This window comes from Kytococcus sedentarius DSM 20547 (assembly GCF_000023925.1).
Lineage (GTDB): Bacteria > Actinomycetota > Actinomycetes > Actinomycetales > Dermatophilaceae > Kytococcus > Kytococcus sedentarius.
The window spans coordinates 2,615,412-2,638,554 of record NC_013169.1 but is presented as its reverse complement, the minus strand read 5'-3'; the positions used below and the strand labels follow the sequence as shown (position 1 = coordinate 2,638,554).

The 23,143-nt window shown below is 72.4% G+C and carries 25 protein-coding genes and 1 pseudogene; 10 read left to right on the top strand and 16 right to left on the bottom strand.

The window, feature by feature from the left end:
• Nucleotides 1-8: 8 nt before the first annotated feature.
• The 4 genes from KSED_RS12540 to merA all read right to left on the bottom strand — a co-directional run bounded on the left by KSED_RS12540 (nucleotide 9) and on the right by merA (nucleotide 4,630).
• On the bottom strand, nucleotides 9-1,007 hold the full coding sequence (locus tag KSED_RS12540) for a DUF8462 domain-containing protein (RefSeq protein ID WP_015780450.1): 999 nt from the start codon (nucleotides 1,005-1,007) through the stop codon (nucleotides 9-11).
• Between the two features lie 54 nt (nucleotides 1,008-1,061).
• Nucleotides 1,062-2,390, bottom strand: coding sequence for an ISL3 family transposase (locus KSED_RS12535; RefSeq protein ID WP_015780449.1), 1,329 nt, complete (start codon nucleotides 2,388-2,390; stop codon nucleotides 1,062-1,064).
• A gap of 144 nt (nucleotides 2,391-2,534) precedes the next feature.
• On the bottom strand, nucleotides 2,535-3,185 hold the full coding sequence (gene merB, locus KSED_RS12530; protein WP_010155369.1) for an organomercurial lyase MerB: 651 nt from the start codon (nucleotides 3,183-3,185) through the stop codon (nucleotides 2,535-2,537).
• A 20-nt stretch (nucleotides 3,186-3,205) separates the two neighbouring features.
• The gene (merA, locus tag KSED_RS12525; protein ID WP_010155368.1) at nucleotides 3,206-4,630 is read right to left on the bottom strand and encodes a mercury(II) reductase; all 1,425 of its coding nucleotides are present in this window, start codon (nucleotides 4,628-4,630) and stop codon (nucleotides 3,206-3,208) included.
• A gap of 104 nt (nucleotides 4,631-4,734) precedes the next feature.
• Here merA and KSED_RS12520 point away from each other — a divergent pair, with 104 nt between their 5' ends.
• The 3 genes and pseudogenes from KSED_RS12520 to KSED_RS14760 all read left to right on the top strand — a co-directional run.
• Nucleotides 4,735-5,124 carry a heavy metal-responsive transcriptional regulator gene (locus KSED_RS12520; RefSeq protein WP_010155367.1) on the top strand — a complete coding sequence of 130 codons (390 nt, stop codon included), beginning with the start codon at nucleotides 4,735-4,737 and terminating at the stop codon, nucleotides 5,122-5,124.
• Between the two features lie 157 nt (nucleotides 5,125-5,281).
• Nucleotides 5,282-6,598, top strand: coding sequence for an ISL3 family transposase (locus KSED_RS12515; protein ID WP_015780262.1), 1,317 nt, complete (start codon nucleotides 5,282-5,284; stop codon nucleotides 6,596-6,598).
• A gap of 118 nt (nucleotides 6,599-6,716) precedes the next feature.
• Nucleotides 6,717-7,115: pseudogene (locus KSED_RS14760) on the top strand (ISL3 family transposase); the annotation flags it as partial.
• Nucleotides 7,116-7,239: 124 nt separating this feature from the next.
• Here KSED_RS14760 and KSED_RS12510 read toward each other — a convergent pair.
• From KSED_RS12510 to KSED_RS12500, 3 genes are all read right to left on the bottom strand, one after another.
• Nucleotides 7,240-8,490: a CoA transferase gene (locus KSED_RS12510; RefSeq protein WP_015780447.1), complete on the bottom strand. Its 1,251-nt coding sequence runs from the start codon at nucleotides 8,488-8,490 to the stop codon at nucleotides 7,240-7,242.
• Complete coding sequence (locus KSED_RS12505; protein ID WP_015780446.1) at nucleotides 8,487-9,632, bottom strand: zinc-binding dehydrogenase; 1,146 nt, start codon at nucleotides 9,630-9,632, stop codon at nucleotides 8,487-8,489. Before KSED_RS12505 ends, KSED_RS12510 begins: the two co-directional genes overlap by 4 nt.
• A 101-nt stretch (nucleotides 9,633-9,733) precedes the next feature.
• Complete coding sequence (locus KSED_RS12500; protein ID WP_015780445.1) at nucleotides 9,734-10,357, bottom strand: TetR/AcrR family transcriptional regulator; 624 nt, start codon at nucleotides 10,355-10,357, stop codon at nucleotides 9,734-9,736.
• Between the two features lie 70 nt (nucleotides 10,358-10,427).
• Between KSED_RS12500 and KSED_RS12495 the strand changes: the two genes are divergently transcribed.
• Nucleotides 10,428-11,093 carry a GAP family protein gene (locus KSED_RS12495; protein WP_015780444.1) on the top strand — a complete coding sequence of 222 codons (666 nt, stop codon included), beginning with the start codon at nucleotides 10,428-10,430 and terminating at the stop codon, nucleotides 11,091-11,093.
• 28 nt (nucleotides 11,094-11,121) lie between these two features.
• On the opposite strand, the gene KSED_RS12490 is transcribed toward KSED_RS12495, so the two are convergent.
• Nucleotides 11,122-11,481 carry a VOC family protein gene (locus tag KSED_RS12490; protein ID WP_015780443.1) on the bottom strand — a complete coding sequence of 120 codons (360 nt, stop codon included), beginning with the start codon at nucleotides 11,479-11,481 and terminating at the stop codon, nucleotides 11,122-11,124.
• A 103-nt stretch (nucleotides 11,482-11,584) separates the two neighbouring features.
• Here KSED_RS12490 and KSED_RS12485 point away from each other — a divergent pair, with 103 nt between their 5' ends.
• Nucleotides 11,585-11,791, top strand: coding sequence for a hypothetical protein (locus KSED_RS12485; RefSeq protein WP_143827389.1), 207 nt, complete (start codon nucleotides 11,585-11,587; stop codon nucleotides 11,789-11,791).
• Here KSED_RS12485 and KSED_RS12480 read toward each other — a convergent pair.
• The 6 genes from KSED_RS12480 to KSED_RS12455 all read right to left on the bottom strand — a co-directional run bounded on the left by KSED_RS12480 (nucleotide 11,751) and on the right by KSED_RS12455 (nucleotide 16,901).
• A complete protein-coding gene (locus KSED_RS12480; protein WP_015780441.1) occupies nucleotides 11,751-12,269 on the bottom strand; it encodes a GNAT family N-acetyltransferase in 519 nt (172 codons plus the stop codon). The genes KSED_RS12485 and KSED_RS12480 overlap by 41 nt on opposite strands.
• Before the next feature lie 54 nt (nucleotides 12,270-12,323).
• On the bottom strand, nucleotides 12,324-12,689 hold the full coding sequence (locus KSED_RS12475; protein ID WP_015780440.1) for a VOC family protein: 366 nt from the start codon (nucleotides 12,687-12,689) through the stop codon (nucleotides 12,324-12,326).
• A gap of 163 nt (nucleotides 12,690-12,852) precedes the next feature.
• Nucleotides 12,853-13,398 (bottom strand): YceI family protein, encoded by a 546-nt coding sequence (locus KSED_RS12470; protein ID WP_015780439.1) that lies wholly within the window; start codon nucleotides 13,396-13,398, stop codon nucleotides 12,853-12,855.
• 142 nt (nucleotides 13,399-13,540) lie between these two features.
• The gene (locus tag KSED_RS12465) at nucleotides 13,541-14,893 is read right to left on the bottom strand and encodes an aspartate kinase (protein ID WP_015780438.1); all 1,353 of its coding nucleotides are present in this window, start codon (nucleotides 14,891-14,893) and stop codon (nucleotides 13,541-13,543) included.
• A 125-nt stretch (nucleotides 14,894-15,018) separates the two neighbouring features.
• Nucleotides 15,019-15,843: an SDR family oxidoreductase gene (locus tag KSED_RS12460; protein WP_015780437.1), complete on the bottom strand. Its 825-nt coding sequence runs from the start codon at nucleotides 15,841-15,843 to the stop codon at nucleotides 15,019-15,021.
• Entirely contained in the window at nucleotides 15,840-16,901 is a 1,062-nt protein-coding gene (locus KSED_RS12455) for a metallophosphoesterase (RefSeq protein WP_015780436.1), read from the bottom strand. Before KSED_RS12455 ends, KSED_RS12460 begins: the two co-directional genes overlap by 4 nt.
• A gap of 48 nt (nucleotides 16,902-16,949) precedes the next feature.
• Here KSED_RS12455 and KSED_RS12450 point away from each other — a divergent pair, with 48 nt between their 5' ends.
• Complete coding sequence (locus KSED_RS12450; protein WP_015780435.1) at nucleotides 16,950-17,402, top strand: GatB/YqeY domain-containing protein; 453 nt, start codon at nucleotides 16,950-16,952, stop codon at nucleotides 17,400-17,402.
• Between the two features lie 87 nt (nucleotides 17,403-17,489).
• On the opposite strand, the gene KSED_RS12445 is transcribed toward KSED_RS12450, so the two are convergent.
• Nucleotides 17,490-19,943: a penicillin-binding protein gene (locus KSED_RS12445; RefSeq protein ID WP_015780434.1), complete on the bottom strand. Its 2,454-nt coding sequence runs from the start codon at nucleotides 19,941-19,943 to the stop codon at nucleotides 17,490-17,492.
• A 41-nt stretch (nucleotides 19,944-19,984) separates the two neighbouring features.
• Between KSED_RS12445 and sp36 the strand changes: the two genes are divergently transcribed.
• From sp36 to KSED_RS12430, 4 genes are read left to right on the top strand one after another with little or no spacing between them, the layout of a single operon-like run.
• Nucleotides 19,985-20,143, top strand: coding sequence for a Sp36 family protein (gene sp36 / locus KSED_RS14755; RefSeq protein WP_015780433.1), 159 nt, complete (start codon nucleotides 19,985-19,987; stop codon nucleotides 20,141-20,143).
• Nucleotides 20,143-20,616 (top strand): RidA family protein, encoded by a 474-nt coding sequence (locus KSED_RS12440; RefSeq protein WP_015780432.1) that lies wholly within the window; start codon nucleotides 20,143-20,145, stop codon nucleotides 20,614-20,616. The genes sp36 and KSED_RS12440 overlap by 1 nt, the downstream gene beginning before the upstream one ends.
• A gap of 1 nt (nucleotide 20,617) precedes the next feature.
• Nucleotides 20,618-21,490: an NUDIX hydrolase gene (locus KSED_RS12435; RefSeq protein ID WP_015780431.1), complete on the top strand. Its 873-nt coding sequence runs from the start codon at nucleotides 20,618-20,620 to the stop codon at nucleotides 21,488-21,490.
• 54 nt (nucleotides 21,491-21,544) lie between these two features.
• Nucleotides 21,545-22,324 carry an MBL fold metallo-hydrolase gene (locus tag KSED_RS12430; protein WP_015780430.1) on the top strand — a complete coding sequence of 260 codons (780 nt, stop codon included), beginning with the start codon at nucleotides 21,545-21,547 and terminating at the stop codon, nucleotides 22,322-22,324.
• Nucleotides 22,325-22,452: 128 nt separating this feature from the next.
• On the opposite strand, the gene KSED_RS12425 is transcribed toward KSED_RS12430, so the two are convergent.
• Nucleotides 22,453-23,130 carry a Crp/Fnr family transcriptional regulator gene (locus KSED_RS12425; protein ID WP_015780429.1) on the bottom strand — a complete coding sequence of 226 codons (678 nt, stop codon included), beginning with the start codon at nucleotides 23,128-23,130 and terminating at the stop codon, nucleotides 22,453-22,455.
• Nucleotides 23,131-23,143: the final 13 nt, after the last annotated feature.

Here is a 23,143-nt window from a genome sequence, read left to right as displayed (position 1 = left end):
GGTCGCCGTCACCAGGAGTCCCGGGCCCTGGCCATGTCCTCCAGGTAGGGCAGGCTCGGGGTGCCTTCGGTGTCGGCGTTGTAGCGCATCGGGATGCTGAACCGGGCCAGGGGGTGGGCCAGGCCCACGTGCCCGTCGCGCGGGGAGTAGAGGTCACCCGCTCGCAGGAGTGCTGCATGGGCATCTGCCAGCCGCTCGGGTGCTTGCTCGAGCATGGCGCTGACCCGGTCGGTCTCTGCGGGGTGGGCACACAGGGCCACTGCTGTGAGGTAGGCCCGCTGGAGTTCGGGCATGTGACTCCACCGTGGGGTGACGTACATGGTGTCCACCAACTCCCCGGCGGCCGGCAGCGCGTGGTGGACGTCCGCGGACTGGATGAGGAGTCCTGTGGTGCGGGTCCAGACCTCGGCGGCCAGGAGCTGGACGTGGGCGGGGTGTCCGAGCGTCGCACGGTGCACGGCCTCGAGGGCCTCGGGGTGCCAGTCGACACCGTGCCGTCGGGCCACCGGGCGCAGCGCCTCCGCGACTTGGTCCGCCGTGAGGTTCTGGGGCAGGTCGTGGAACTGCACGAGGTCATCGGGCAGGTCGTGGGCCCGCGTGATCTGTGCGATGCGCTGGTGCGTGGCGGGTAGTCCTGCACCGACGAAGAGGACAGGTGCTTGCGGGTGGGCGTCCCGGAGGCGGGTGAGCACCGTCAGGAACGTGGTGAGGTCCTGGGGGGACAGCATCTGGACCTCGTCGATGCAGAGGATCATTCCTGCCCCGGTGCGCTCCTGCTGGGCGGCGGCAATGTCGCTCAGTGTCCTGGCGATGCCGGGGGCGTCGTGGGCATTGGTGAGCTGGGTGAGAGGGACCGCGAGACCGGGGTTGGGTGGTGGGCCCATCTGCAGTGCGGTGGTCAGGATGCCGTGCAGCGTGGTCTGGGGTTGCCCCTGCCAGCCCAGGACCATGTGGCCAGCATCCCGTGCGATCTGGGCGCATCGGAGCATCAGGACGGTCTTGCCCACGCCTCGGTTCCCCGTAAGGGCCCAGTTCGAGGATGTTGAGAGATTGCGGGCTCTTCACAGATGAGGGTGTAGGTGGGGTCTGAAGCCGCCGGTCTCGAGCAGGCTGCGGGCGATGTAGTTGGTGAGGTTGCGGAAGCCGAGGGCGGAGCCGCGGAGGTGTTCCAGGCGTCCGTTGAGGGCCTCGGTGGGCCCGTTGGATGTGCCGGGCCGGTCGAAGTAGGCGAGCACGTCGGCGGCGCGCTTGGCCAGGGTCCGGCCCAGCGTGGTGAGCTCGACCAGTGGCTGCGGGATGCCGGCGCCCAGGTCTGTGATCAGTTTGTCCATCAACTCCCGGCCCTGGCGCCGGTCCTGGTGGCGGTAGGCGGCGATCATGCGCTGGTAGATCCCCCAGGTCGCCTCGACCTCGAGGTGTTCCTCTGCCGCGAAGAGCGCGTGCAGGCGGTCGTTCTGCTTGTCGGGGAGCAGGTCCGCGCCGGTGTGCAGGGTTCGGCGGGCCTTGTAGAGCGGGTCGTCCTTGAATCCTCGGTGGCCGTGGATCGTGAGCTGGACCCGGCGTCGGCACGCATCCAGGGCGTCGCCGGCCAGTCGAACGACGTGGAAGGGGTCCATCACCGCGACCGCGTCGGGGACCTCCTCGGCGGCGGCGGTCTTGAAGCCGGTGAACCCGTCCATCGCGACCACCTCGACCCTGTCGCGCCAGGGCTGGTCGCGGTCGGCCAGCCAGGTCTTGAACACGGCCTTGGAGCGGCCTTCGACCATGTCCAGTAGCCGGGCCGGGCCAGTGCCGTCGCGAACCGGGGTGAGGTCGATGATCACGGTCACGTACTTGTCGCCCTTGCGGGTGTGGCGCCACACGTGCTCGTCTACGCCGAGGACACGCACCGAGTCGAACCGGGCTGGGTCATCGATCAAGACCCGCTTGCCTTCGGCCAGGACCGCGTCGTTCGCGGTGTTCCAGGCAACACCGAGGCCTTCGGCGACGCGAGACATCGTCAAGTGCCCGACCACGATCCCTTCGAGTGCCCACCGCAGCCCGGCCCGGGAGATCTTCGCTCGTGGTTCGGCCGCGGCGGTGGTGTCCTGCCGCCACACATGACCGCACCCGGCGCACCGGTACCGGCGGATCGTGACCAGCAGAGTCGTGGGGCGCCAGCCCAGCGGTTCATGGGCCAGTTCCCGGGTCACGGTGTCACGCGGGACACCCTGACAACCGCACCGCCGGCACCACTGGTCCGGCTCCACGACCCGGCAGGCCAGCACGGCACGGTCGGGTTCGAGCCGTTGGCCCACTGCTTCCAGGCCGAGCACGTCCAGACGGCAGAAGGCAGTCAGGTCAGGGTGGTCGAACAAATCAGCGCGGCCACCGACGGTAGCGTCGTACATGTCGAGGTCTTTCGAGATGGGCGTGTAGGAACCTCCATCCTCGGAAGACCTCGACCCCTACCCCCACACCGACGCGCCACCCGACCGCGCGACATGCCCTACACCCTCATCTATGAAGAGCCTCGAATCCTTCTGTGTCGCGGGTCAACAGCAGCGGGGACAGTCGTCGGCCACCGGGGTGTCGTCCTGAAGCAGGTCGAGCAGGCTCGTTGTGAGCTCGTTGCCGATCCGGTAGGCCTCGGCCACCGACACCACCTCGGCACCGGGATGCTCAGAGAGCCACCCGGTGGCGTCGTCGACGGAGGCGAAATAGTGCACCTGGTTGCAGAAGGCCGAGCGGATCGAGGTGATCTGCTCCAGGTTCACCAGCGACACCACGGCGCTCGGGGGTGTGACGCCGGTGACACCGGCAACCGGATCGATGGTGACGCGGATCGTCTCTCCGCTGGCCGGGGAGACGGACTCCACGCGCGCTGGGCGATCGAGGAGGGCCGGGAAGATGAGGGTGTCCAGGGCGCACCAGGTGTAGAGCTCCTCACCGTCGACGGTGAACCGGTGCGGTGTAGGGCGCAGCGTGAGGCCCTGGCCGACGATTCGGCCCTGGTCGTCGTACTCGGTGTCCTGCATCGCGGCCAGTCCGAGCCGTACCTCGTCGATCGTGCGGCCCGCAGCCACGGACAGCTGTTGGACGGTGACGGGGTCACCGTCGGCGAGCAGCCGCAGCAGCGGGATGAGCAGGCCGGTCTCTCCCAGTCGGCTGAGCCGCTCGGGCAGTTGCATGCTGAGGTCAGACATCGTGGGTTCCTCCAGTTCGTTCACGCGCAGCACGACAGGAGCGACGGGTCGGTGGTGAAGGCCTTGGCGGCGATCCGGATGCCCTCGGCCATGGTCAGGTAGGGGGCCCAGGCGTCGGCGACCTCGGCGACCGTCTTGCCGAGCACGTGGACCCCGGCGGCGGCGAGCTCGCCGGCGTCCTTGGCGACGGCGGTGATGCCGAGGATCTTCCCGGTGTCGGCGTCCACGACGATCTTGACGAAGCCGCGGGTGTCGCGGTTGACCAGTGCGCGGGGCACGTGGTGCAGGGGCAGGACGCGGCAGTCGCAGCGGATCCCGGCGGCGACGACGTCCTTCTCGGTCATCCCGACCGCGCCGATCGCCGGGCCGGTGAACGTCACCCTCGGCAGTCGGGCGTAGTCCACGGCCCGATCGGCGTCGGCGAACGCGTTCTCGGCGACGAGGGTGCCGTGGTGGGCGGCGACGTAGACGAACTCGGGGTGGCCGGTCACGTCGCCCGCGGCCCAGATCCGCGGGTGGGAGGACTGCATCCGGTCGGAGACGACCACCTCGCCGAGGTCCCCGGTCTTGACCCCGACCCTGTCGAGGCCGAGCCCATCGGTGGCCGGTCGTCGTCCGAGGGCGACGAGCACCTGGTCGGCGCGGAACTCCTCCCGGCCGCCGGCGACGTCCGCGGTGACGACGGCCTGCCCGGTCGCGGCGTCGCGGGACACCCGCGTCGGCAGCGCGCGGCGGACCACCCGGATGCCCTCGTCGGCGAACACCTCCTGCAGCGTCCTGGACACCTCCGGCTCCTCCTTCGACGCGAGCCGGGACCGGACCAGCACGGTGACCTGGGAGCCGAGCCGGGCGAACAGCTGCGCCTGCTCCAGGGCGACGTAGCCGCCGCCGAGCACGAGCAGGGACTCAGGGAGTTCGGTCAGCTCCATCGCCGTGGTCGAGGTCAGGTACCCGGTCTGGTCCAGGCCGTCGATCGGCGGGGCCCACGGCCGAGAGCCGGTCGCGACCAGGTAGTGCCCGGCCTCGATCGTCTCGGTGCTCCCGTCGTCCCCAGCGACCTGGAGGACCGGTGCGTCGGGGGTGCCGGCGAACGCGGCGTCGCCGCGGCGGACGGCCCAACCGTAGGAGTCGGCGACGTCGGCGTACTTCTCGCCCCGCAGCGACTCGACCAGCGCCTGCTTCCCGGCGATCAGGGCGGGCATGTCCACTGGCCCCGCCGTCGTCGCGATCCCCGGGAACCGGTCGGCGGCGTCGGCCGCGGAGTGCCGTGCGTCGGCCGCGGCGATCAGGGCCTTCGACGGCACGCAGCCGGTGTTCACGCAGGTGCCACCGAGCGTCCCGCGCTCGATCATCACCACCGACTTGCCGAGCGTGGTCGCGCGGATCGCGGCGGCGAACGCACCACCGCCCGATCCGATGATGGCGAGGTCGTACTTCGTGGGCATCGCAGCTCCCGTCACTTGGGTTTCTCTTCTTTCTCGGCCATACTGGACCTTCCAGTGCAGGGGAAGGTCAAGAAGGCTTCTGCCGAAAGAAAAGGGGGCCTGCGATGCGCATCGGGGAACTCGCCGAGCGGGCGGGAACGACGGCGAAGACGCTGCGGTTCTACGAGGAGCAGGGCCTGCTGCCCCCGGCCGAGCGCACGCCGTCCGGATACCGCGACTACGCGCCCGAGACGGCCGCCCGGATCGACTTCGTCCACCGCGGCCAGGCCGCGGGCCTCACCCTCGCCCAGATCCGCCAGATCCTCGACATCCGCGACGGCGGCGCTGCTCCCTGCGAGCACGTGCGCGATCTCCTCGACGCGCGCCTCGCCGAGATCGAGCAGCAGATCGCCCAGCTCACAGCGCTCCGAGACACCATCGCCGAGCTCAGGCACGACGCCGCGCAGCCCGACCCCGACTCGTGCAGCGCGGACCAGGTCTGCCGGTACCTGTAGCTCACGGAAAATCCTCTCGGCTCTCCCAAGCGACGAGAACGGAAAGTGGCTCATCCGATCTGAGGGTGTAGCGGCGGTGGCGTGACGGGGTCGGGAGTTGGGTCGAGGTCCCCTGATGATGGGGGTTCCTACACCAACTCATCCAGAAGACCTCGACGTGAGCGACGCTACCTTCCACTGCCCTGACCTGACCACGTTCTGCCGCCTGGACGAGCTCGGCCTCGTCGTGGTCGGGCAGCGCCTGGCGCCCGACCGTGCGGTGCTGGAGTGCCGCGTCGCGACGCGCGGTGACGACGCGTTCTGCCACGGGTGCGGAGCCGAGGGCGTCGTGCGTGACACGGTCTCGCGGTCGCTGGCGCACGAGCCCTTCGGATGGCGGCCGACGACGCTGCTGATCAGGGTGCGTCGCTACCGCTGCGCGACCTGCCTTCGGGTGTGGCGCCAGGACACCACGGCCGCAGCCGAGCCACGGGCGAAGCTCTCACGGGCAGCGGTGCGCTGGGCCTTGGTCGCCCTGGTGGCCCAGCATCTGACGGTCGCCAGGATCGCCGAAGCTCTTGACGTGTCGTGGGACACGGCGAACGACGCCGTCCTGGCCGAAGGTCGCCGGTTGCTGATCGACGACCCCGCCCGGTTCGACGGCGCCCGCGTGATCGGCGTCGATGAGCACGTGTGGCGGCACACCCGCCGTGGGGACAAGTACGTCACCGTCATCATCGACCTGACCCCGATCCGTGACGGCACCGGACCGGCCCGTCTTCTGGACATGGTCGAAGGCCGGTCCAAGAGCGCGTTCAAGACCTGGCTCGCCGCCCGCCCGAAGACCTGGCGCGACGGCGTGGAGGTGGTCGCGATGGACGGGTTCACCGGCTTCAAGACCGCTGCTGCCGAGGAGCTGCCCGACGCGACCGCAGTGATGGACCCCTTCCACGTGGTGAGGTTGGCCGGTGACGCCCTGGACCGCTGCAGGCGCAGGGTCCAGCTCGATCTGCACGGCCACCGCGGCCGCGCCAAGGATCCGCTCTACCGCGCCCGGCGGACCCTGCACACCGGCGCCGACCTGCTCACCGACAAGCAGAAGACCCGGCTGGAAGCGCTGTTCGCCGCCGACGAACACATCGAGGTCGAAGTGACCTGGGGCATCTACCAGCGCATGATCACCGCCTACCGCCACCCCGACCGCTCCCAGGGCCGGACTCTCATGACCGCGGTGATCGACTCCCTGGCACGCGGCGTCCCGGCCGCGCTGAGCGAACTTGTCACGCTTGGACGGACCCTCACCAAGCGCGCCGCGGACGTGTTGGCGTTCTTCGACCTGCCCGGCACCAGCAACGGCCCCACCGAGGCCATCAACGGCCGTCTCGAACACCTGCGCGGCTCCGCCCTGGGCTTCCGGAACCTGACCCACTACATCGCCAGGAGCCTCCTCGAAGCCGGCGGCTTCAGACCACGACTACACCCTCAGATCGGATGAGCCTAACCGGCTCATCCGATCTGAGGGTGTAGCGGCGGTGGCGTGACGGGGTCGGGAGTTGGGTCGAGGTCCCCTGATGATGGGGGTTCCTACACCAACCCATCCAGAAGACCTCGACGTGAGCGACGCTACCTTCCACTGCCCTGACCTGACCACGTTCTGCCGCCTGGACGAGCTCGGCCTCGTCGTGGTCGGGCAGCGCCTGGCGCACGAGCCCTGCAGAGGGCGGCCAACAACGCTGCTGGTCAGGGTGCGTCGCTATCGCTGCGCGACCTGCCGACGGGTGTGGCGTCAGGACACCACGGCCGCAGCCGAGCCACGGGCGAAGCTCTCACGGGCAGCGGTGCGCTGGGCCTTGGTTGGCCTGGTGGCCCAGCATCTGACGATCGCCAGGATTGCCGAAGCTCTTGACCTGTCGTGGGACACGGCGAACGACGCCGTCCTGGCCGAAGGTCGCCGATTGCTGATCGACGACCCCGCCCGGTTCGACGACCCTCGCGGGCTTGCTGCAGTGGGGGCACCGGGACCCCTTCGACCCGATGATGGCGGCGCAGGCGATGTTGGAGTCGCTCACCCTGGTCACGTCTGACGCGCGCCTGCTGGCGCTCGAGGGGCTCCACACGCTGGGGTGGGGGCGCGGCTCAGCCCACCCACTCCGGCATCGCGGCGCCGTAGCCGCTGACGGGGCGCTCGATCGTCGCGCCGTCGAGGGTGAGCGGGGGCGGGGTCGTCCCCAGGTGCCCGTGCGGTGAGTCGACCTCCACCCGCTCGGCGGGCAGGTCCTCGAGGGGCTCGTCGGCAGGAGCCGGTGCGGCCAGCAGGGTGCGGGCAGCGCCGAGCAGACTGACCCGCACGATGCCGGCACGCGCCCGGGCCAGGTGCCGCAGCACCTCCGCGGCCATCACGTAGCCGGTGGAGTGGTCGAGGGCCTGCACCGGCAGCGCGCCCGGGCGCTCGCCGTCCCCGCACCGGACCGCGATGCCGGTGGCCGCCTGGACGATGGAGTCGAACCCCGGGCGCTGCGCCCACGGGCCCGATTCGCCCCACGCGGAGAGCGACGCGACCACCAGGTGCGGGTGCTCCGCCGCCAGCGTGCCCGGGTCGAGCCCGAAGCGCGCCATCGAGCCGGGGCGGTAGCCCACGAGTACCACATCGGCCCGGGGGAGCAGCGCCCTCACCGCCTCGCCGTCGGCCGGTAGGTCGAGCTCCGCCGAGCGCTTGCCCATACCGTTGGAGAGGTGCTGGTCCAGCAGCTCGGGGCGCCCCGGCGGGTCGATGCGGAGCACGTCGGCTCCCAGGCAGGCCAGCAGCTGGGAGCAGGTGGGGCCGGCGATGACGCGGGTGAGGTCGAGCACGCGCACCCCGGCCATTGGTGCAGCCGGGTCGGGGGACAGCGGCGCACGCTCGCCGCCCGGTTCGGGCAGAACCCACGGCTCGTTGGCCGTGGACGCCCCGTGCGGGTGGGCCTGCCACTGCTCGGAGGTGCGCACGGCCACCGCGATGCCGTGCTCGGCGGTGATGTCGTCCTCCACCTCGAGGGCGGTGCGCTCGGCCAGGGCGTCGGTGAGCTCCTCACGGGTGCCGGCGCCGGTGGCCCGGGTGATCGCCGCGGCGTGGTGCGGGTAGTTGCCGTGCAGGCGCACCCATCCCTCGGCGGTGGGGAAGAAGCCCGAGAGCGGTGCCCACCCCTGGGCCTCCCGCCCGTGCACGCGCAGGTGCTCGATGGCGGCGAACGCGCTGGCCACGAGCGCGGGCCGGGTGCCGACCTCCACCGTCAGCCCGCGGGCCCGGCACAGCTCCCCCGTGGCGTCGCGGGCGGCGGTGACTGACGACCACGCCAGGCCCTCGGCGTCGAGGGGGCCGGCCCACCATCGGATCGGAGCGCGGGTCATCGCCCCATCACCACGATCGCGCGGCCGGTGATGCGCCCCTCGGCGAGGTCGCGGTAGGCGCGGTCCACCTCATCGAGGCCATAGGTGCGCGTCACGGCGCCGGCAACGTCGAACCCGCCCTCGGCGGCCAGGGCGACCACCGCGGGGAGGTCCTTGCGGGTGCGGGCTCCGAACGAGCCCCGGATGGTGTGGCCACGGCGCACCAGCTGCGTGATCGGCACGCGCGCGGTGGCGTCCCCGGCGGCGATGCCGACGGCCACCATGCGGCCGCCGTCGGCCAGCAGCGACTGCGAGAGCTCGAAGGTCTCCGGCCGGCCGAGCGCCTCGAAGACCACGTCCACGCCGCCGGGCACCGCCTCACGCACGGCGGCCGCGGGGTCGTCAGTCGCTGCCGTGTTGACCGTGTGCGTGGCGCCCAGTACCCGGGCGCCGGCCAGCTTCTCGTCCGTGACGTCCAGGGCCACCACCGCGCTCGCGCCCAGGTGCTTGCCCATCTGCACGATGCTGGAGCCCACCCCGCCGACGGCGACCACCGCCATCGACTCCCCGGCCTGCAGGCCCGATGCGGCGAGCGCCCCGTAGGCCGTGAAGCCGGCGCAGCCCAGCACGCACGAGCTATCCATGGGCAGTGCCTCGTCCAGCGCCGTGAGGGCCGTGACTGGCACGACCGCGAATTCGGCCATGCCCCCCATCGAGTACATGGACAGCCGCGAGCCGTCCGGGCGGGTGAGGCGGCTGGTGCCGTCCAGCAGGTTCCCCTTGAGGCGGTTCTCGGCGAAGAAGGTCTCGCACATGTCGTCGCGGCCGCGCTCGCAGTGGCGGCAGTGGCCGCACGGCATGACGAAGGCGCCGACGACGCGGTCGCCCGTCGCCAGCCCCTCGACCCCCGGGCCCACCTGCGCGATCGTGCCGCTGATCTCGTGGCCGACCACGGCCGGGCCGGGGAAGGCGACCTCGCCCTTGAGCACGTGCAGGTCGGTGTGGCAGACGCCGCAGGCGGTGACGCGGACCAGCGCCTCGCCCTCCTGCGGCTGCGGGACGGGGATCTCCTCCACGGTGAGCTTCGGCGAGTCGCCCTGCCAGACGGCGGCGAGCATGGTGGCCGGCAGGTCGGCGGATGCGGTGGCGGTGGCGGTGTTCATGAGGGAGGGCCTCTCGGGGTGCGGTGGGGTGGGCGGGGTGACCCCCGCCACCGTTCCACTGGCGGCCCCGGGTCGCAAGGGATGCGGTGGGACCCCCGACCTCAGTCGGTCAGGACCAGCGACAGGCCGAGGTCCAGCGCCTGCTCCGCCCGGTCGCGCTCTGGCGCAGGGGCGTTCAGGACGTCGAGGGTCAACCCGTTGACCAACGCCGTCACCACCCGCGTCGCCTCCTCCGGGTTCAGCCCCTCACGGAGCCGGCCGGCGGCCTGTGCGTTCTCGAGGAGGGTCCGCACCCCATCGCGCATCTGCTGCAGCACGACCCAGTAGAGGTCGGCCAACCACTGGCGGGTCGAGGCTGCCGCCCCGAAGCTCACCCAGGCCGCGGCGTCCTCGTGGCGTTCCCCCTCGAGCGGGAGGAGCTCGCGCAGGGCCACCAGCAGGGCCCGGCGGAAGGACTCCGACGTGGCGGGGTCAGCGCGGACGGCGGTCTCCACGCGGGCGGCCTGCCGTTCGGCGGAGCGGGTCAGGGCCGCGACGAGCAGGTCCTGCCGGGTCGGGTGGTGGTACTGGACCGTGCCGGCCGAGAGCCCGGACTCGGCCGCCACCGTGCGCACGCTCACCACATCGAACCCCTGCTGGGCGATGACGCGGATCGCCGCCTCGGCCAGGCGCACCTGGGTGGGTGGCGGGGCCCCGGCGGGCCGCGGCATCGGGTCGGTCGGCATGGCCACATCCTCTCGTACGACCGTAAGGTACGCTCTGCACCTCGTCATACGATCGTAAGAGAGGCGCATCATGGGAGACCTGCTGGCCCTGGCCGGACTGGCGCTGCTCGACAGCCTGAGCGTGGGCACCCTGGTGATCCCCCTCGCGCTGGTGGTCTCGCGGCGGAGGGTCGATGTGGGGCCGCTGACCGTCTACCTCGTGACGGTGGTGGCCATCTACTTCGCCCTCGGGGTGGCGCTGGTGGTCGGCATCGAGGCGCTCACGGGGCCGTTCCTGCGGGCCTTCGAGACCGAGCCCGCCCAGTGGGTGAAGCTCGCACTGGGGGTCGTGCTGCTGGCGTTCGGCATCCTCGCCCCCACGCCGAGGACCCGCACCGGGCCCCGCCCGGCCCCGCAATCCCTCGCGCCGGCTGCGATGGTGGCGCTCGGCGCGGGGGCGGCGCTCACCGAGGCGGCCACGATGGTGCCGTACCTCGCGGGCACGGCGATCATCTCCGGGATGGAGATCGGCTGGCCGGTGCGGCTGCTCGTGCTGGCGGGGTACTGCTTGGTGATGATCCTCCCGGCGCTGGTCCTCATCGGGCTGGCCGGAGCGGTGGGTGACCGGGTCTGGCCGCGGCTCGAGCGGTTCATCCCGGTGCTGGAGCGGGAGGCCAGGACGACCCTGCTGTGGATCGCCGCCATCGCCGGTGGGTGGATGGCCGTCAGCGCGTGGGGGGCGTTGTCCGGCGGGTGAGGGGCGCCCCTCCTCGGCGGGTGGATGTTCAGCCGTCGAGGATGCAGAACTCGTTGCCCTCGGGGTCGGCCATCACGGCCCAGGAGAGGTCCTCGCGGCGGTCGTCCACCATCGTGGCGCCGAGGCGCAGGGCGCGCTCGACCTCCTCGTCCCGGGAGGTGCCGGAGTGGCGCAGGTCCATGTGGGCCCGGTTCTTCAGCCGCTTGGCGTCGGGCACGCGGAAGAACAGGATCGTGTAGCCGTCCGGGGTGACGAGGTAGCACTCGTCCGAGCCGGGGTGGTACGACTCGGGCTCGCTGACCTCCCAGCCGGTCAGCTCCCGCCAGAACTCGGCGATGGTGTGGGGGTCGAGGGCGTCCCAGGTGGTGTGGGAGAGGCGCAGGCCCATGGTGGTCTCCTCCGGGGTCGGGCGGGGTGGGGGTTCGGTGCTCGCGCCATGGTCACACGGGCGGCTGGGGCGCTACCTTCACCCCCTGAGGACGAGGGACGAGATGGTGGCCGTCGCGCGGCAGGTGCTGGACGGGCAGGCGGTGGAGGCCCGGGCACGGTGGCTGCGCCCCGCCATCGCGCTGGTGCCGCCGGTCGACGGGGGGTCGGGGGCTGGTGCGGACGCCCCGGTCGTGGGCTGCTTCGGCGGGCGGCGCCGTCCCCGCATCGTTACGCCGGGGAGGGGGCGGCGGCCGGTGGCGGCTGCGTGAGGGGGCCCTCCCAGCGGACCTCGCCGTCCACGACGGTGTCGGTGGGGGCCAGCCCCAGGTGGCGGGCGATGCGCTGCGAGGCGACGTGGTGGGGGTGGATGTGGGCGAGGGCGCGCTCGACGCCACGCGCACGGAGCCCGGCCACGAGCAGCTCCGCGGCGCGGCGGGCGAATCCCTGTCCCTGCCACGGGGTGCCGATGACCCACGCGACCTCTGCGGGGCCGCCGTCGTGGGGGAGGGTGGCCTGCACGTAGCCGATGGGGCGGCCGTCGGTCGCCAGCACCACGATCTCGTTGACCCACGTCTCGGTGCCGTCGGCTGACCCGCCGCGGGTCTGGGTCGTGTACCGCCGGGTGAGATCCTCGACGGTGGGCGGCTCGCCGCCGGTGAACGCGTAGAGGGCAGGGTCGGCCAGGACGCGCGCCATCGCCGGGGCGTCCTCGACGCGGAGCGGGCGCAGGGCGATGGGGTGGGTCACCGGTGCAGTGGAGCACTGTCTGCCGCAGGACTCAACGGGTTTTCGACCCCTGGGTCACCAGCAGAGGCAGAAGGGGTGCCCCGCCGGGTCGGCGTACACCCGGAATCCGCCCTCCCGGGCGGGCTCGGTCTCCTCGCCGAGGTACTCCGCTCCGATCTTCAGCGCGTGGGTGTGGGCGGCCTCCAGGTCCTCGGGGTGGAAGTCCAGGTGCACCTGCTGGGGGCGCCCCTCGGGCCACTGGGGCGGCTGGTGGTCGGGGTCCAGCTGGATGGCGAGGGTGAAGTCGCCATCCAGCTCGATGGCGTGCCAGTCCTCGTCGCGCCGGGTGACGGTGCCGTCGAGCAGCTGGGCCCAGAAGCTGCTGCTCGCCTCGAGGTCGGCGGCGTCGAACACGATGGTGGAGGCCTTGGTCATCTTCATGCCCGCCACGCTTGCACCAGGCCGGGCCGGCGGCAACCGGGGGGCGGACGGCGGCGCGTGACGGGCCCGTACGCACGACGATGCCGGGCGACGGTCGAAGGGGGCGACCGTCGCCCGGCATCGGGCATGGGGGGGTGGTGACCGGCGCGGTCACCAGGGGGGGTCAGGCGTTCTTGATCGCCGAGATCTCGAACTCCAGGGTCACGTCCTCGCTGACCAGCACGCCACCGGTCTCCAGGGTGGCGTTGAAGGTGAGGCCGAAGTCGCTGCGGGCGATCTTGGTGCGGCCCTCGAAACCGATGCGCTGGTTGCCGTAGGGGTCGACGGCCGCGCCCTCGTAGTCGAAGTCGATGGTGACCGGCTGGGTGACGTCCTTGATGGTCAGGTCGCCGGTGACGCGCAGGGTGTCGGCGTCGGCGGCGGTCACCTCGGTGGAGCGGAAGGTGAGGGCCGGGTACTGCTCGGCGTCGAAGAAGTCGCCGGTGCGCAGGTGGCCGTCACGCTGCTCGTTGCGGGTGTCGACGCTGGCGGTCTGGGCCGTCAGCTCGATGGTGGCGTTCTCCAAGCCGGCGCCGGTGGTGGCGGAGCCCTCGAAGTCGTTGAAGTTGCCGCGCACCTTGGTGACCATCGCGTGGCGGGTGACGAACCCGATGCGGGAGTGGGTCGGGTCGATGGTGTAGGTGCCGTTCAGCTCGGTCAGGGTGCTCATGCGATTCTCCTCGGGGGGTTGGTGATCTGTCACCAATATATGCATGACACGTCACAGTGTCAACTGAGGGGGTGGGTTGCCCGCCGGGGAGGCCGGGTCCCGGCGCCCGGCAGCGGGCCGGGCGCCGGCGTGTCGGCCCCGCTCACTCGGGGAGCGGGGCGTCCTCGAAGAGTCCGGCGTGGAGGGCGCGGAGGGCCTCGTCGCGCTCGTCGCAGCGCACCACCACCGAGAGGTTGATCTCGTTGGCGCCCTGGCTGATGAGCTCCACGTTCGCGACCGGGGCCAGGCTGGAGAACACCCGCGCTGCCAACCCGCGCGTGGCGCGCAGCCGGTCCCCCACCACGGCGATGATGGCCCGCCCCCGCGCGACCTCGACCTCCGCAAACTCCCCGAGGTCCCGCAGCAGCGCCTCCAGGTCGACCTCGTCCTCCACCGTCACCGAGACACTCACCTCGGCGGTGGCGATGAGGCCGACGCTCACCTGGTGCTCGCCGAACACCTCGAACAGCCGCTGCATGAACCCGGCGTGGTCCAGCATCCTCGGCGAGCTCACCGTCAGCAGGGTCACCGGACCCCGGGACGCGATCGCGGTGGCCGCCTGCGCGCTGACAGCGCCGGGACGGATGGTGGTGAACTCACCCTCGGGGCGCTGCGTGTGGCGCACCGTCACCGTCGCGCCACCGGCCATGGCGGGCGCGATCGTTGCCGGGTGCAGCACGTTCGCGCCGAAGGCCGCCAGCTCAGCCGCCTCGGCCGCCGAGACCTCGTGCACGCTGCGCGCCGACGGCACCACGCGCGGGTCGCACGTGAGCACGCCCTCCACGTCGGTCCAGATCTGCACCTCGTCGGCGTGGAGGGCGGCCCCGAGCAGCGAGGCCGAGAAGTCGCTCCCACCCCGGCCGAGGGTGGTGGTGGTGCCGTGCGGGTCGCTCCCGATGAAGCCCTGCGTGATGGCGGCGCCGGAGGCCTCGATGGCGGGGAGCGCGATCTCGGCCACGGCGGCCGCGATGGCGTCGGTGTCGGGCCGGGCCGCCCCGTGGCGCGAGTCGGTGTGCACCAGGTCGCGGGCGTCCAGCAGGGGGAACCCCGTGTGGGCCGCGAACAATCGGGTGGACAGGCGCTCGCCGGTGGACAGGATCGCGTCGCGGCTGCGCGGGGAGAGCTCGGCCAGGATCGCCACGGCCCGCAGCAGGCTGTCGAGGTCGCCGAACAACTCGTCAAAGGTCCGCGCCAGCCCGGCATCGACCCCGCCCAACAGGTCGACGGCGATCTCCTCGTGGCGACGGCGTAGGTCTGCGCTCAGGCCCAGGGCCTCCTCCACCCGGCCGGCGGCCGCCGCGTGCGAGGCGGCCACGAGGGTGTTCGTGGTGCCGCCGGTGGCGGACAGCACGACCAGGGGTGTCCGCCCCATCGAGGAGCGGACCAGATCCGCGGCGCGGCGCAGGCGGTCGGCATCGGCCACGGAGGACCCGCCGAACTTCATCACGAGGGGCATGCTCACTCCCGGGCGCACGGTGGATGGGTGGCCGGATCATTGCACGCCCCGCGCGCCGGGAGCGCGCCCGCGGGGGCCGATCCGGAGTTCGCCGTGACCTCCGGAGGGCCTCCGGCGGGCGGCTGTCAGTCCAAGAAGATGTCGGGCTGCAGCGTCTCCGGGCTGCCGCCGTAGACCGACAGGTCGGTGATGCCCGCCTCGGCCAGCACCTCGTCGTCGACGAAGAAGGTGCCCGTGGCCTCCCGCGCCGGGCGCGTGAGGATCGCGTGGGCGGCATCGCCCATGATGCGGGGGTCGCGGGCGCGCGCCATCGCGGCCTCCCCGCCCAGCACGTTCCGGATCGCCGCGGTGGCGATGATGGTGCGAGGCCACAGGGAGTTCACGGCGATCCCAGCCTCCCGCAGCTCCTCGGCCAGGCCCAGGGTCACCATGCTCATGCCGTACTTGCTGATCGAGTAGGCCGTGTGCGGGCCGAACCACTTCGGGTCCAGGTTCAGCGGCGGCGACATGGTCAGCACGTGCGGGTTCTCCGCTCGCTCCAGGTGCTCGATGGCCGCAGCGGTCAGCAGGTAGGTGCCGCGGGTGTTGACCTCCTGCATGAGGTCGTACTTCTTCATCGGCAGCTCCCGGGCGGGGGAGACGTCCACGGCGCTGGCGTTGTTCACGACGATGTCGATGCCGCCGAAGCGCTCCACGGTCGCCGCGACGGCCTCGCGCACGGACTCCTCGGAGCGCACGTCACCCACCACCGGCAGGGCCTTCCCGCCGGCCGCCTCGATCTCGGCAGCCGCCGTGTGGATCGTGCCCTCCAGCGCCGGGTGCGGCTGGTCGGTCTTGGCCAGCAGCGCGACGTTGGCGCCGTCGGCGGCGGCACGCAGTGCGATGGCCAGGCCGATGCCGCGGCTACCGCCGGACATCAGGATCGTGCGGCCCTGGAGTGTCGTGGTCATGGGGTCCTCTCGGGAGTGGGTCGGGTGTCCGCAGGAGCACTGGACTCCCGCGGCACCAGGGTCAACAGGGTGGCCTCGGGGCGGCACGCGAAGCGGTAGGGCGCCATCGGGGAGTGCCCCAGGCCGGCGGAGACCTCGAGCCAGGCGGCGTCGTCGGGCTCCGGGGTGCCCCGGGCGGCCGTGCCGGCACCGGGCCACCAGCGCGAGACGCCCTTGACGCGCCCGGCATCGAGGTCGCAGTTCGTGGTCAGCGCGCCCCAGCCGGGCACGCACACCTGGCCGCCGTGGGTGTGTCCGGCGAGCACCAGGCCGGCGCCGTCGCCCACCATCGCGTCCAGCACCCGTTGGTAGGGCGCGTGGGTGACGCCGATCGTCAGGTCCGCGTCGTCGGCCGCGGGGCCGGCCACGCGCTCGTACTCGTCGAGCCCCAGGTGCGGGTCGTCCACCCCGACGAACTCGAGCCGCACCCCCTCGACCTCGATGCGGGAGCGCGCGTGCGTGAGGTCGGTCCAGCCGCGCTCGCGGAAGGCGGCCGTCAGCTCCCGCCACGGCATGTCGCGCTCGGTGCGGGTCCCATCGTGGTGGCTGCGGCCCTGCGTGAGGTAGCGCAGCGGGTTGGTGAAGCGCGGCGAGTAGTAGTCGTTCGAGCCGCAGACGAACACCCCGGGCAGGTCCAGCAGCTCGTCGAAGGTCGCCAGCACGTCGGGCACCGCGGCCGGGGAGGACATGTTGTCCCCGGTGTTCACCACCAGATCCGGCTCCAGGGCCGCGAGGTCGTGCACCCACCGCATCCGCCGCTCCTGCCCGGGCACCAGGTGCAGGTCGCTCACGTGCAGCACGCGCAGCGGCAGGGCGCCGGGGGGCAGCACCGGCACGGTGAAGCGGCGCAGCGTGTAGAGGTGCCGCTCCACGAAGTGGCCCCAGGCCACGCAGGCCGCCCCGGTGGCGGCCACGCTGCCGACGGCCAGCGCGGTGCGCCGCGCGAGGGTGGCTGCGTCCCACGCACCACCGCGGGGTCGCAGCGGCGCCGGGGGGCGGGGGGCGAAGGTGGTGATCACGCGGCCATCATCGCACCGGGTGCCGGCGCCGGGTGGGATGATCACCCCATGAGCGACCTGAAGCAGCAGATCTCCACCGACCTCACGACCGCCATGAAGGCCCGCGACAAGGTGACCTCCTCCACCCTCCGGATGGTGATGACGGCCATCCAGAACGCCCAGGTCGCCGGTGACTCCGCCAAGGAGCTCACGGACGACGAGGTGCTCGCCGTGATCACCAAGGAGGGCAAGAAGCGCCGCGACGCCATCGCCGAGTACGAGAAGGCCGGGCGCGCCGAGCTGGCTGCCGCCGAGCAGGCCGAGCTCGAGGTGCTGGAGGCCTACCTGCCCCAGCAGCTCTCCGACGCGGAGCTCGAGTCGTTGGTGGCGCAGGCCGTCGCCGAGGCCGGGGTCACCGAGAAGTCCCAGATGGGCCAGGCCATGAAGGCCGCCCAGGCGAAGGTGGCCGGGCGCGCCGAGGGTGGCCGCGTGGCCGCCGCGGTGAAGAAGCACCTGGCCTGACCCGCCGCCCGACGGGGCCGGACGACACGATGAGGGGGAGCCCGCCGCGCGGCGGGCTCCCCCTCATCGTGTCTGCCTCTGCCTCGGTCAGTTCTCGCCGGTGTCGCCGTCGGCGACCGAGCCCTCCACCCGGTCGCCCTGGGCCTCGAGCTCCGTGCGGATCTCCTCGGGCGTCGGCTCCTCGGCGTCCGTGCGCGGCGTCAGCTTCACGAAGCCTGCGGTGTCCTGCTGCCCGCCGTGGGAGGTCTCGATGCGCTCGATCGTCGCGTCGCCCGGCGCCCAGGGCTTGGTGTTCAGCGCCAGCAGGCCGGCCTTGCGGAGCTCGTCGCGGGCCTCCAGGACGGTCATCCCGGAAACGTCGGGCACGTCCACGAGCGTCCCGCCGCGCAGCTCCTCCGGCGGCGTCGGGAAGGACTCGTTGGGGAGATCGCGGTGGGCGAAGTCCATGATCTTGCGGAAGGTCGGCGCGGCCAGCGTGGAGCCGTACAGCCACCCGGGGTAGGTGCGGTCGCCCAGCTGGATGTCGCGGAGGTTGCCCAGGCTGTCGGGCGTGCCGACCCACACCGAGGCCGCCAGCTGCGGGGTGTAGCCGGAGTACCAGGTCTCGTCGGACCCGTCGGCCGTCCCGGTCTTGCCGGCCGAGACCCGCCCGCCGGAGAGGCGGGCCCGCGCGGCGCCGCCGTCGGTGGTCTCCGGCACGGAGCGGAACACCTCGGTGACCGCGGCGGCCTCGCCCTCCTCCAGCACGCGCTCGCACTGCTGGGCGTCCAGCGGGATCTCGGTGCCCTCGAAGTCGGCGATCGACTCGACCGGGTAGGGGGTGCACCGCGTGCCGCCGGAGGCGACGGTCGCGAACGAGTTGGCCAGCGACAGGGGGCTGGCCTCGTCGGCGCCCAGGGCCACCGAACCGGGCTTGGCGGAGAAGGGCACGTACTCGCCGTTCTCGTCGAGCTGCGAGCGGTGCAGCCCCATCGAGGTCATCGTGTCGCGGACACGGCAGGGTGACAGGGCGGTGGTCAGCTCCGAGAAGGCGGTGTTCACCGACTCCTCGGTGGCCTCCTTGAAGTCGATCGAGTCACTGAAGCGCCCGTGGTCGTTCTGCACGGCCCACAGCTCGCCGTCGGCGACGTCGGCGCACTCCGCGAACTCCTGCGGCCGGAAGACGGCCTTGGGCACCTCGCGCTCCTCGCCGCGGGAGTTGATGGAGGTCAGGTCCACCGTGTCGCGCAGCCCGATCCGGCCGTCCACCGGGAAACCGTCGCGGATGGCGGTGACCGCCGAGTACAGCTTGGCCGTGGAGCCGATCGCGAACCCGCCGCTGGTCGTGTACGGGCGGTCCACCGAGTAGCCCACGGCGGTCTGGCCGGAGCCACGGTCGAAGCCGTACTCCCGGTTCTGGGCGATGGCGCGCACCTTGCCGGTGCCCGGCTCCACCACGGCCACGGCGGCGGCCACGGCGTTGTCGTTCTCCGCCGGCACCGCGTCGCGCAGCTCCTTGGTGGCGCGGTCCAGCAGCTCGCTGTCGAAGGTGGTGGTGATGGTCAGGCCGCCACGGTCCAGGCGGGTGCGGCGGTCGGACTCGGTCTCGCCCAGGGCCTGCTGGCGCAGCAGCCACTCGACCACGTAGATGCAGACGAACGGGTAGTCGCTGGTGGCGCAGGAGCGGCGCGTGTACGAGACGTCCAGCCCGAGGTCGGAGGCGACGGCCTCCTCGTACTGCTCGTCGGTGATGTCCCCGAGCTCGTGCATCTTGAACAGCACCACGTTGCGGCGGTCCAGGGCGCGCTCGGGGTTGCTGATGGGGTCGCTGGCACCGGGGGCGCGCACGATGCCGGCCAGCAGGGCCGACTGGGCGATGGTCAGGTCGGCGGCCGGCACCGAGAAGTAGTGCTGGGCGGCGGCCTCCACGCCGTAGGCGCGGTCGCCGTAGTAGACGAGGTTCAGGTAGTTGGTGAGGATCTCGTCCTTGCTGTGCGTCTTCTCCAAGGAGACGGCGTACTTGATCTCCCGCAGCTTGCGCGCGTAGCCGGCCAGCCCGTTCTGGGTGGTGGCCCGGCGGGCGGCCTCGAGGTCGCCCTCGCGCAGCGCCTGGTCCTGCAGCGAGACCTTCACGTACTGCTGGGTCAGCGTGGATCCGCCCTGGGTGCCGCCGCCGCCGAAGTTGTTCACCAGGGCGCGGGCGATGCCGGTGAGGTCGGCCCCGTTGTGCTCGGTGAAGCGCTCGTCCTCGATGGCGACCTGCGCCTTCTTCATCCACGGCGAGATCTGGTCGGACTCCACCACCACGCGGTTCTCCCCGAAGGGGGCCGCGATCTGCATGCCGTCGGCGGTGACGATGCGGGTCTGCTGGGTCACGCCGCCGGAGCCGAAGTCCGAGGGCAGCTCCTCGAAGTAGGTCACGCCGGCCTCGGTCGTCTTCCCCACCCCGATGGTGAAGGGGATGAACAGTGCGGCGGCCAGGAGCCCTGCGATCAGGCAGCTCACCACGAAGCCGGCCAACGCGGGCAGCGGGGTGAGGTGAGGGGTGGAGGGTCGAGCCATGGGGGCAAGGGTACGGTCCCGCCGCCCGCTAGGCTCGGAGCATGCGCACATGGGAGTACGCCACCGTTCCGTTGATCGTCCACGCGACCAAGCAGATCCTCGACCAGTGGGGTGAGGACGGGTGGGAGCTCGTCACCGTCATCCCCGGCCCCGAGGGCAACAACCTCGTGGCCTACATGAAGCGGGAGAAGGCCGCCTGATGGGGGCCGTCGAGCAGCGGCTGGCCGAGGCCGGCATCGAGATCCCCGAGGTCGCCGCCCCGGTGGCCTCCTACGTCCCGGCCACCGAGCACGCCGGGCTGGTCTACACCTCCGGTCAGCTGCCGATGGTGTCCGGCACCCTCGCCGAGACCGGCATCGTCGGTGAGGGCGTGGGCACGGTGACGCCCCAGCGGGCCGCCGAGCTGGCGCAGATCTGCGCGGTGAACGCCCTGGCGGCCGCGAAGGCCGTCGTCGGCGACCTCGACCGTATCGAGCGCGTCGTCAAGGTCGTCGGCTTCGTCGCGAGCGAGGCCGGGTTCGCCGGGCAGCCCGCCGTCGTCAACGGCGCCAGCGAGCTCATGGCCACCGCCTTCGGCGAGGCCGGGCAGCACGCCCGGTCGGCCGTCGGCGTCGCGGCCCTGCCGCTGGGCGCCCCGGTCGAGGTCGAGGTCGTCCTGGCCGTCCGGGACTGACGTGGCACGGCCGTACCGCGACTTCCCGATGCCGCCGGCCCTGGTGCCGACGGTGCGGGAGTGGCTGGCCGCCGCCCCGGCCGACCGCCCCGACCCGGTCCCGGCGCGTCCGGCGGCCACCGTGCTTGTCGTGCGCGACGGCGCCCGGGGCGTCGAGGTCTTCATGCAGACCCGCGCCGCCACCATGGCCTTCGCGCCCAACATGATGGTCTTCCCCGGCGGCGGGGTGGACGCGCGCGACGAGGTGGTCGAGACGGCCTGGTCGGGCCCCACGCCCGAGGAGTGGTCGGCGCGGATGCCGGGCACCACGCCCGCGTCGGCGCAGCAGTTGGTGCTCGCGGCCGCCCGGGAGGTCTTCGAGGAGACCGGCGTGCTGCTGGCGGCCCACCCCGACGGCCGCCCGGTGAGCGAGGCCGAGGCGAGCGCTCCCGGCATCGAGGAGGGTCGACGGCGGGTCGACGCGCGGGAGCTGTCCTTCAGCGAGTTCCTGGCCGAACAGGGCCTCACGGTGCGCAGCGAGTGCCTGGCCGTGCGGGACCACTGGACCACCCCCGAGTGCGAACCACGCCGCTACGACACGTGGTTCTTCGCCGCCCGCATCCCCGAGGGGCAGGAGCCGGACGACGGCACCAGCGAGGCGGTCTCCGCCTCCTGGGAGGTCCCGGCCCGGGTGCTGGACCGTCTGGCGGCGGACCCCGGGCTGATGCTGCCGCCCACCATCGCCGCGCTGGAGGAGCTCACCGCCGCGGCCACCACCGAGGAGGTGCTCGCCGACCGGGCCGAGGTCCCCGAGGTGATGCCCTGGCCCGAGGAGGTCGCGGTCGACGAGCGCTTCCCCGACGGCCTGGCGATGCGCTGCCCCTGGGAGCGGTGAGGCGTGCGCGCGACTCGTACGCACCTGCCCGACGGCGGTGAGTGGACCGGTGGAGTGCTCAGCGAGCGCGCCACCTGCCTGCTGTGCCCCAACCCGTCGCCGATGACGCTCGACGGCACCAACACGTGGCTGCTGTCCGAGCCGGGGTCACACGAGGTGGTCGTGGTGGACCCGGGGCCGGAGCACCCCGAGCACCTGCGCCGCATCGTCGACGAGGTCGCGCGGCGGGGAGCCCGGGTGGCCCTCACGCTGCTCACCCACGGGCACGCCGACCACGCCGAGGGGGCGGACAGCTTCCACCGCCTGACCGGTGCCCCGGTGCGGCGTGCGCGGGTGGCCGGGGGTGACGACGACCTCGTGGCCGGCGACCACCTCTCGGTCGGTGGGCTCGAGCTCGTGGTCGTGCCCACGCCCGGCCACACCTCGGACTCGGTGAGCTTCGTGCTCCCGGCGGAGAACCGGCTGCTGACGGGGGACACCGTGCTGGGCCGGGGGTCCACCGTCGTCGCCCACCCCGACGGGGACCTCGCGGCCTACCTGGACTCGCTGGAGCGCATCGAGCGGCTCACGGGGTCGGGGGAGGTCACCTCGCTGCTGCCGGGGCACGGCCCGTTCGTGGCCGATGCGGCCGGGGTGGTCGCCTGGTACCGCCAGCACCGTGCCCAGCGGCTGGAGCAGGTCGCCGCCGCCGCCGGCGAGGCCACGCCGGACGTGGGCGAGGACCTGGCCGACGCGGTGGTGCGGGTGGTCTACGCCGACGTGCCCCGGGAGGTCTGGCCCGCGGCCCGGCTCACCGTGCTGGCGCAGCTGGAGTACCTGCGCGCGCAGCGCTGAGCGAGGCGGCCCGGACCCCGCCCCGGGCACGGCTGAGCCCCCGCCAGCACGAGGGGCTGCGGGGGCTCAGGGCTGCCGGGTGCAGGACTGGGACGGGCCCCACAGCGGCAGCGGTGCGGGGGCCGGGGTCAGCGCGCGCGCTTGCGCAGTCGCTCGACCTCCAGCAGCCGCACGGAGCGGGCCTCCAGGCGGAGCCATCCGCGGGAGGCGAAGTCTGCCAGGGCCTTGTTCACCGTCTCGCGGCTGGCGCCGACCAGCTGGGCCAGCTCCTCCTGGGTGAGCTCGTGCTGCACGAGCAGGCCGTTGCCGTCGTCCACGCCGAAGCGCTCGGCGAGGTCGAGCAGGGCCTTGGCCACGCGGCCGGGCACGTCGGTGAAGACGAGGTCGGCCACGTTGTCGTTGGTGCGGCGCAGGCGGTGGGCCAGGGCGCCCAGCATCGCGACCGAGGCCTGGGTGTTGTCGCGCAGGAACCCGCGGAGGTGGCCGTGGGCCAGGGCGAGCACCTCGGTGTCGCTCACGGTGATGGCCGAGGCGGTGCGGGGGCCGGGGTCGAAGAAGCTGATCTCGCCAATGATCTCGCCGGGGCCAAGCACGGCCAGCAGGTTCTCGCGGCCGTCGTGGCTGGAGCGCGAGAGCTTGAGCTTGCCGGCGGCGATCACGTACAACTTCTCGCCCGGGTCGCCTTCGTTGAAGATGACCTGCCCCCGCTTGAAGGTCTCACGCTCGGTGAGCTCCAGCAGGGCGGCGGCTGCCGGCTCGTCCAGTCCGGCGAACAAGGGCGAACGGGTCACGATGTCGAGGTCCACGACTGCAGTGTGC

Excerpts from the sequence above, each read along its gene's own strand:
- merA (WP_010155368.1), bottom strand. The coding sequence starts at position 4,630 with ATGCCCACGAAGTACGACCTCGCCATCATCGGATCGGGCGGTGGTGCG.
- KSED_RS12505 (WP_015780446.1), bottom strand. The coding sequence starts at position 9,632 with ATGAACACCGCCACCGCCACCGCATCCGCCGACCTGCCGGCCACCATG.
- KSED_RS12500 (WP_015780445.1), bottom strand. The coding sequence starts at position 10,357 with ATGCCGACCGACCCGATGCCGCGGCCCGCCGGGGCCCCGCCACCCACC.
- KSED_RS12485 (WP_143827389.1), top strand. The coding sequence starts at position 11,585 with ATGGTGGCCGTCGCGCGGCAGGTGCTGGACGGGCAGGCGGTGGAGGCC.
- KSED_RS12520 (WP_010155367.1), top strand. The coding sequence starts at position 4,735 with ATGCGCATCGGGGAACTCGCCGAGCGGGCGGGAACGACGGCGAAGACG.
- KSED_RS12490 (WP_015780443.1), bottom strand. The coding sequence starts at position 11,481 with ATGGGCCTGCGCCTCTCCCACACCACCTGGGACGCCCTCGACCCCCAC.
- KSED_RS12445 (WP_015780434.1), bottom strand. The coding sequence starts at position 19,943 with ATGGCTCGACCCTCCACCCCTCACCTCACCCCGCTGCCCGCGTTGGCC.
- KSED_RS12460 (WP_015780437.1), bottom strand. The coding sequence starts at position 15,843 with ATGACCACGACACTCCAGGGCCGCACGATCCTGATGTCCGGCGGTAGC.
- KSED_RS12475 (WP_015780440.1), bottom strand. The coding sequence starts at position 12,689 with ATGAAGATGACCAAGGCCTCCACCATCGTGTTCGACGCCGCCGACCTC.
- KSED_RS12470 (WP_015780439.1), bottom strand. The coding sequence starts at position 13,398 with ATGAGCACCCTGACCGAGCTGAACGGCACCTACACCATCGACCCGACC.
- KSED_RS12495 (WP_015780444.1), top strand. The coding sequence starts at position 10,428 with ATGGGAGACCTGCTGGCCCTGGCCGGACTGGCGCTGCTCGACAGCCTG.
- merB (WP_010155369.1), bottom strand. The coding sequence starts at position 3,185 with ATGTCTGACCTCAGCATGCAACTGCCCGAGCGGCTCAGCCGACTGGGA.
- KSED_RS12465 (WP_015780438.1), bottom strand. The coding sequence starts at position 14,893 with ATGCCCCTCGTGATGAAGTTCGGCGGGTCCTCCGTGGCCGATGCCGAC.
- KSED_RS12510 (WP_015780447.1), bottom strand. The coding sequence starts at position 8,490 with ATGACCCGCGCTCCGATCCGATGGTGGGCCGGCCCCCTCGACGCCGAG.
- KSED_RS12450 (WP_015780435.1), top strand. The coding sequence starts at position 16,950 with ATGAGCGACCTGAAGCAGCAGATCTCCACCGACCTCACGACCGCCATG.
- KSED_RS12535 (WP_015780449.1), bottom strand. The coding sequence starts at position 2,390 with ATGTACGACGCTACCGTCGGTGGCCGCGCTGATTTGTTCGACCACCCT.
- sp36 (WP_015780433.1), top strand. The coding sequence starts at position 19,985 with ATGCGCACATGGGAGTACGCCACCGTTCCGTTGATCGTCCACGCGACC.
- KSED_RS12440 (WP_015780432.1), top strand. The coding sequence starts at position 20,143 with ATGGGGGCCGTCGAGCAGCGGCTGGCCGAGGCCGGCATCGAGATCCCC.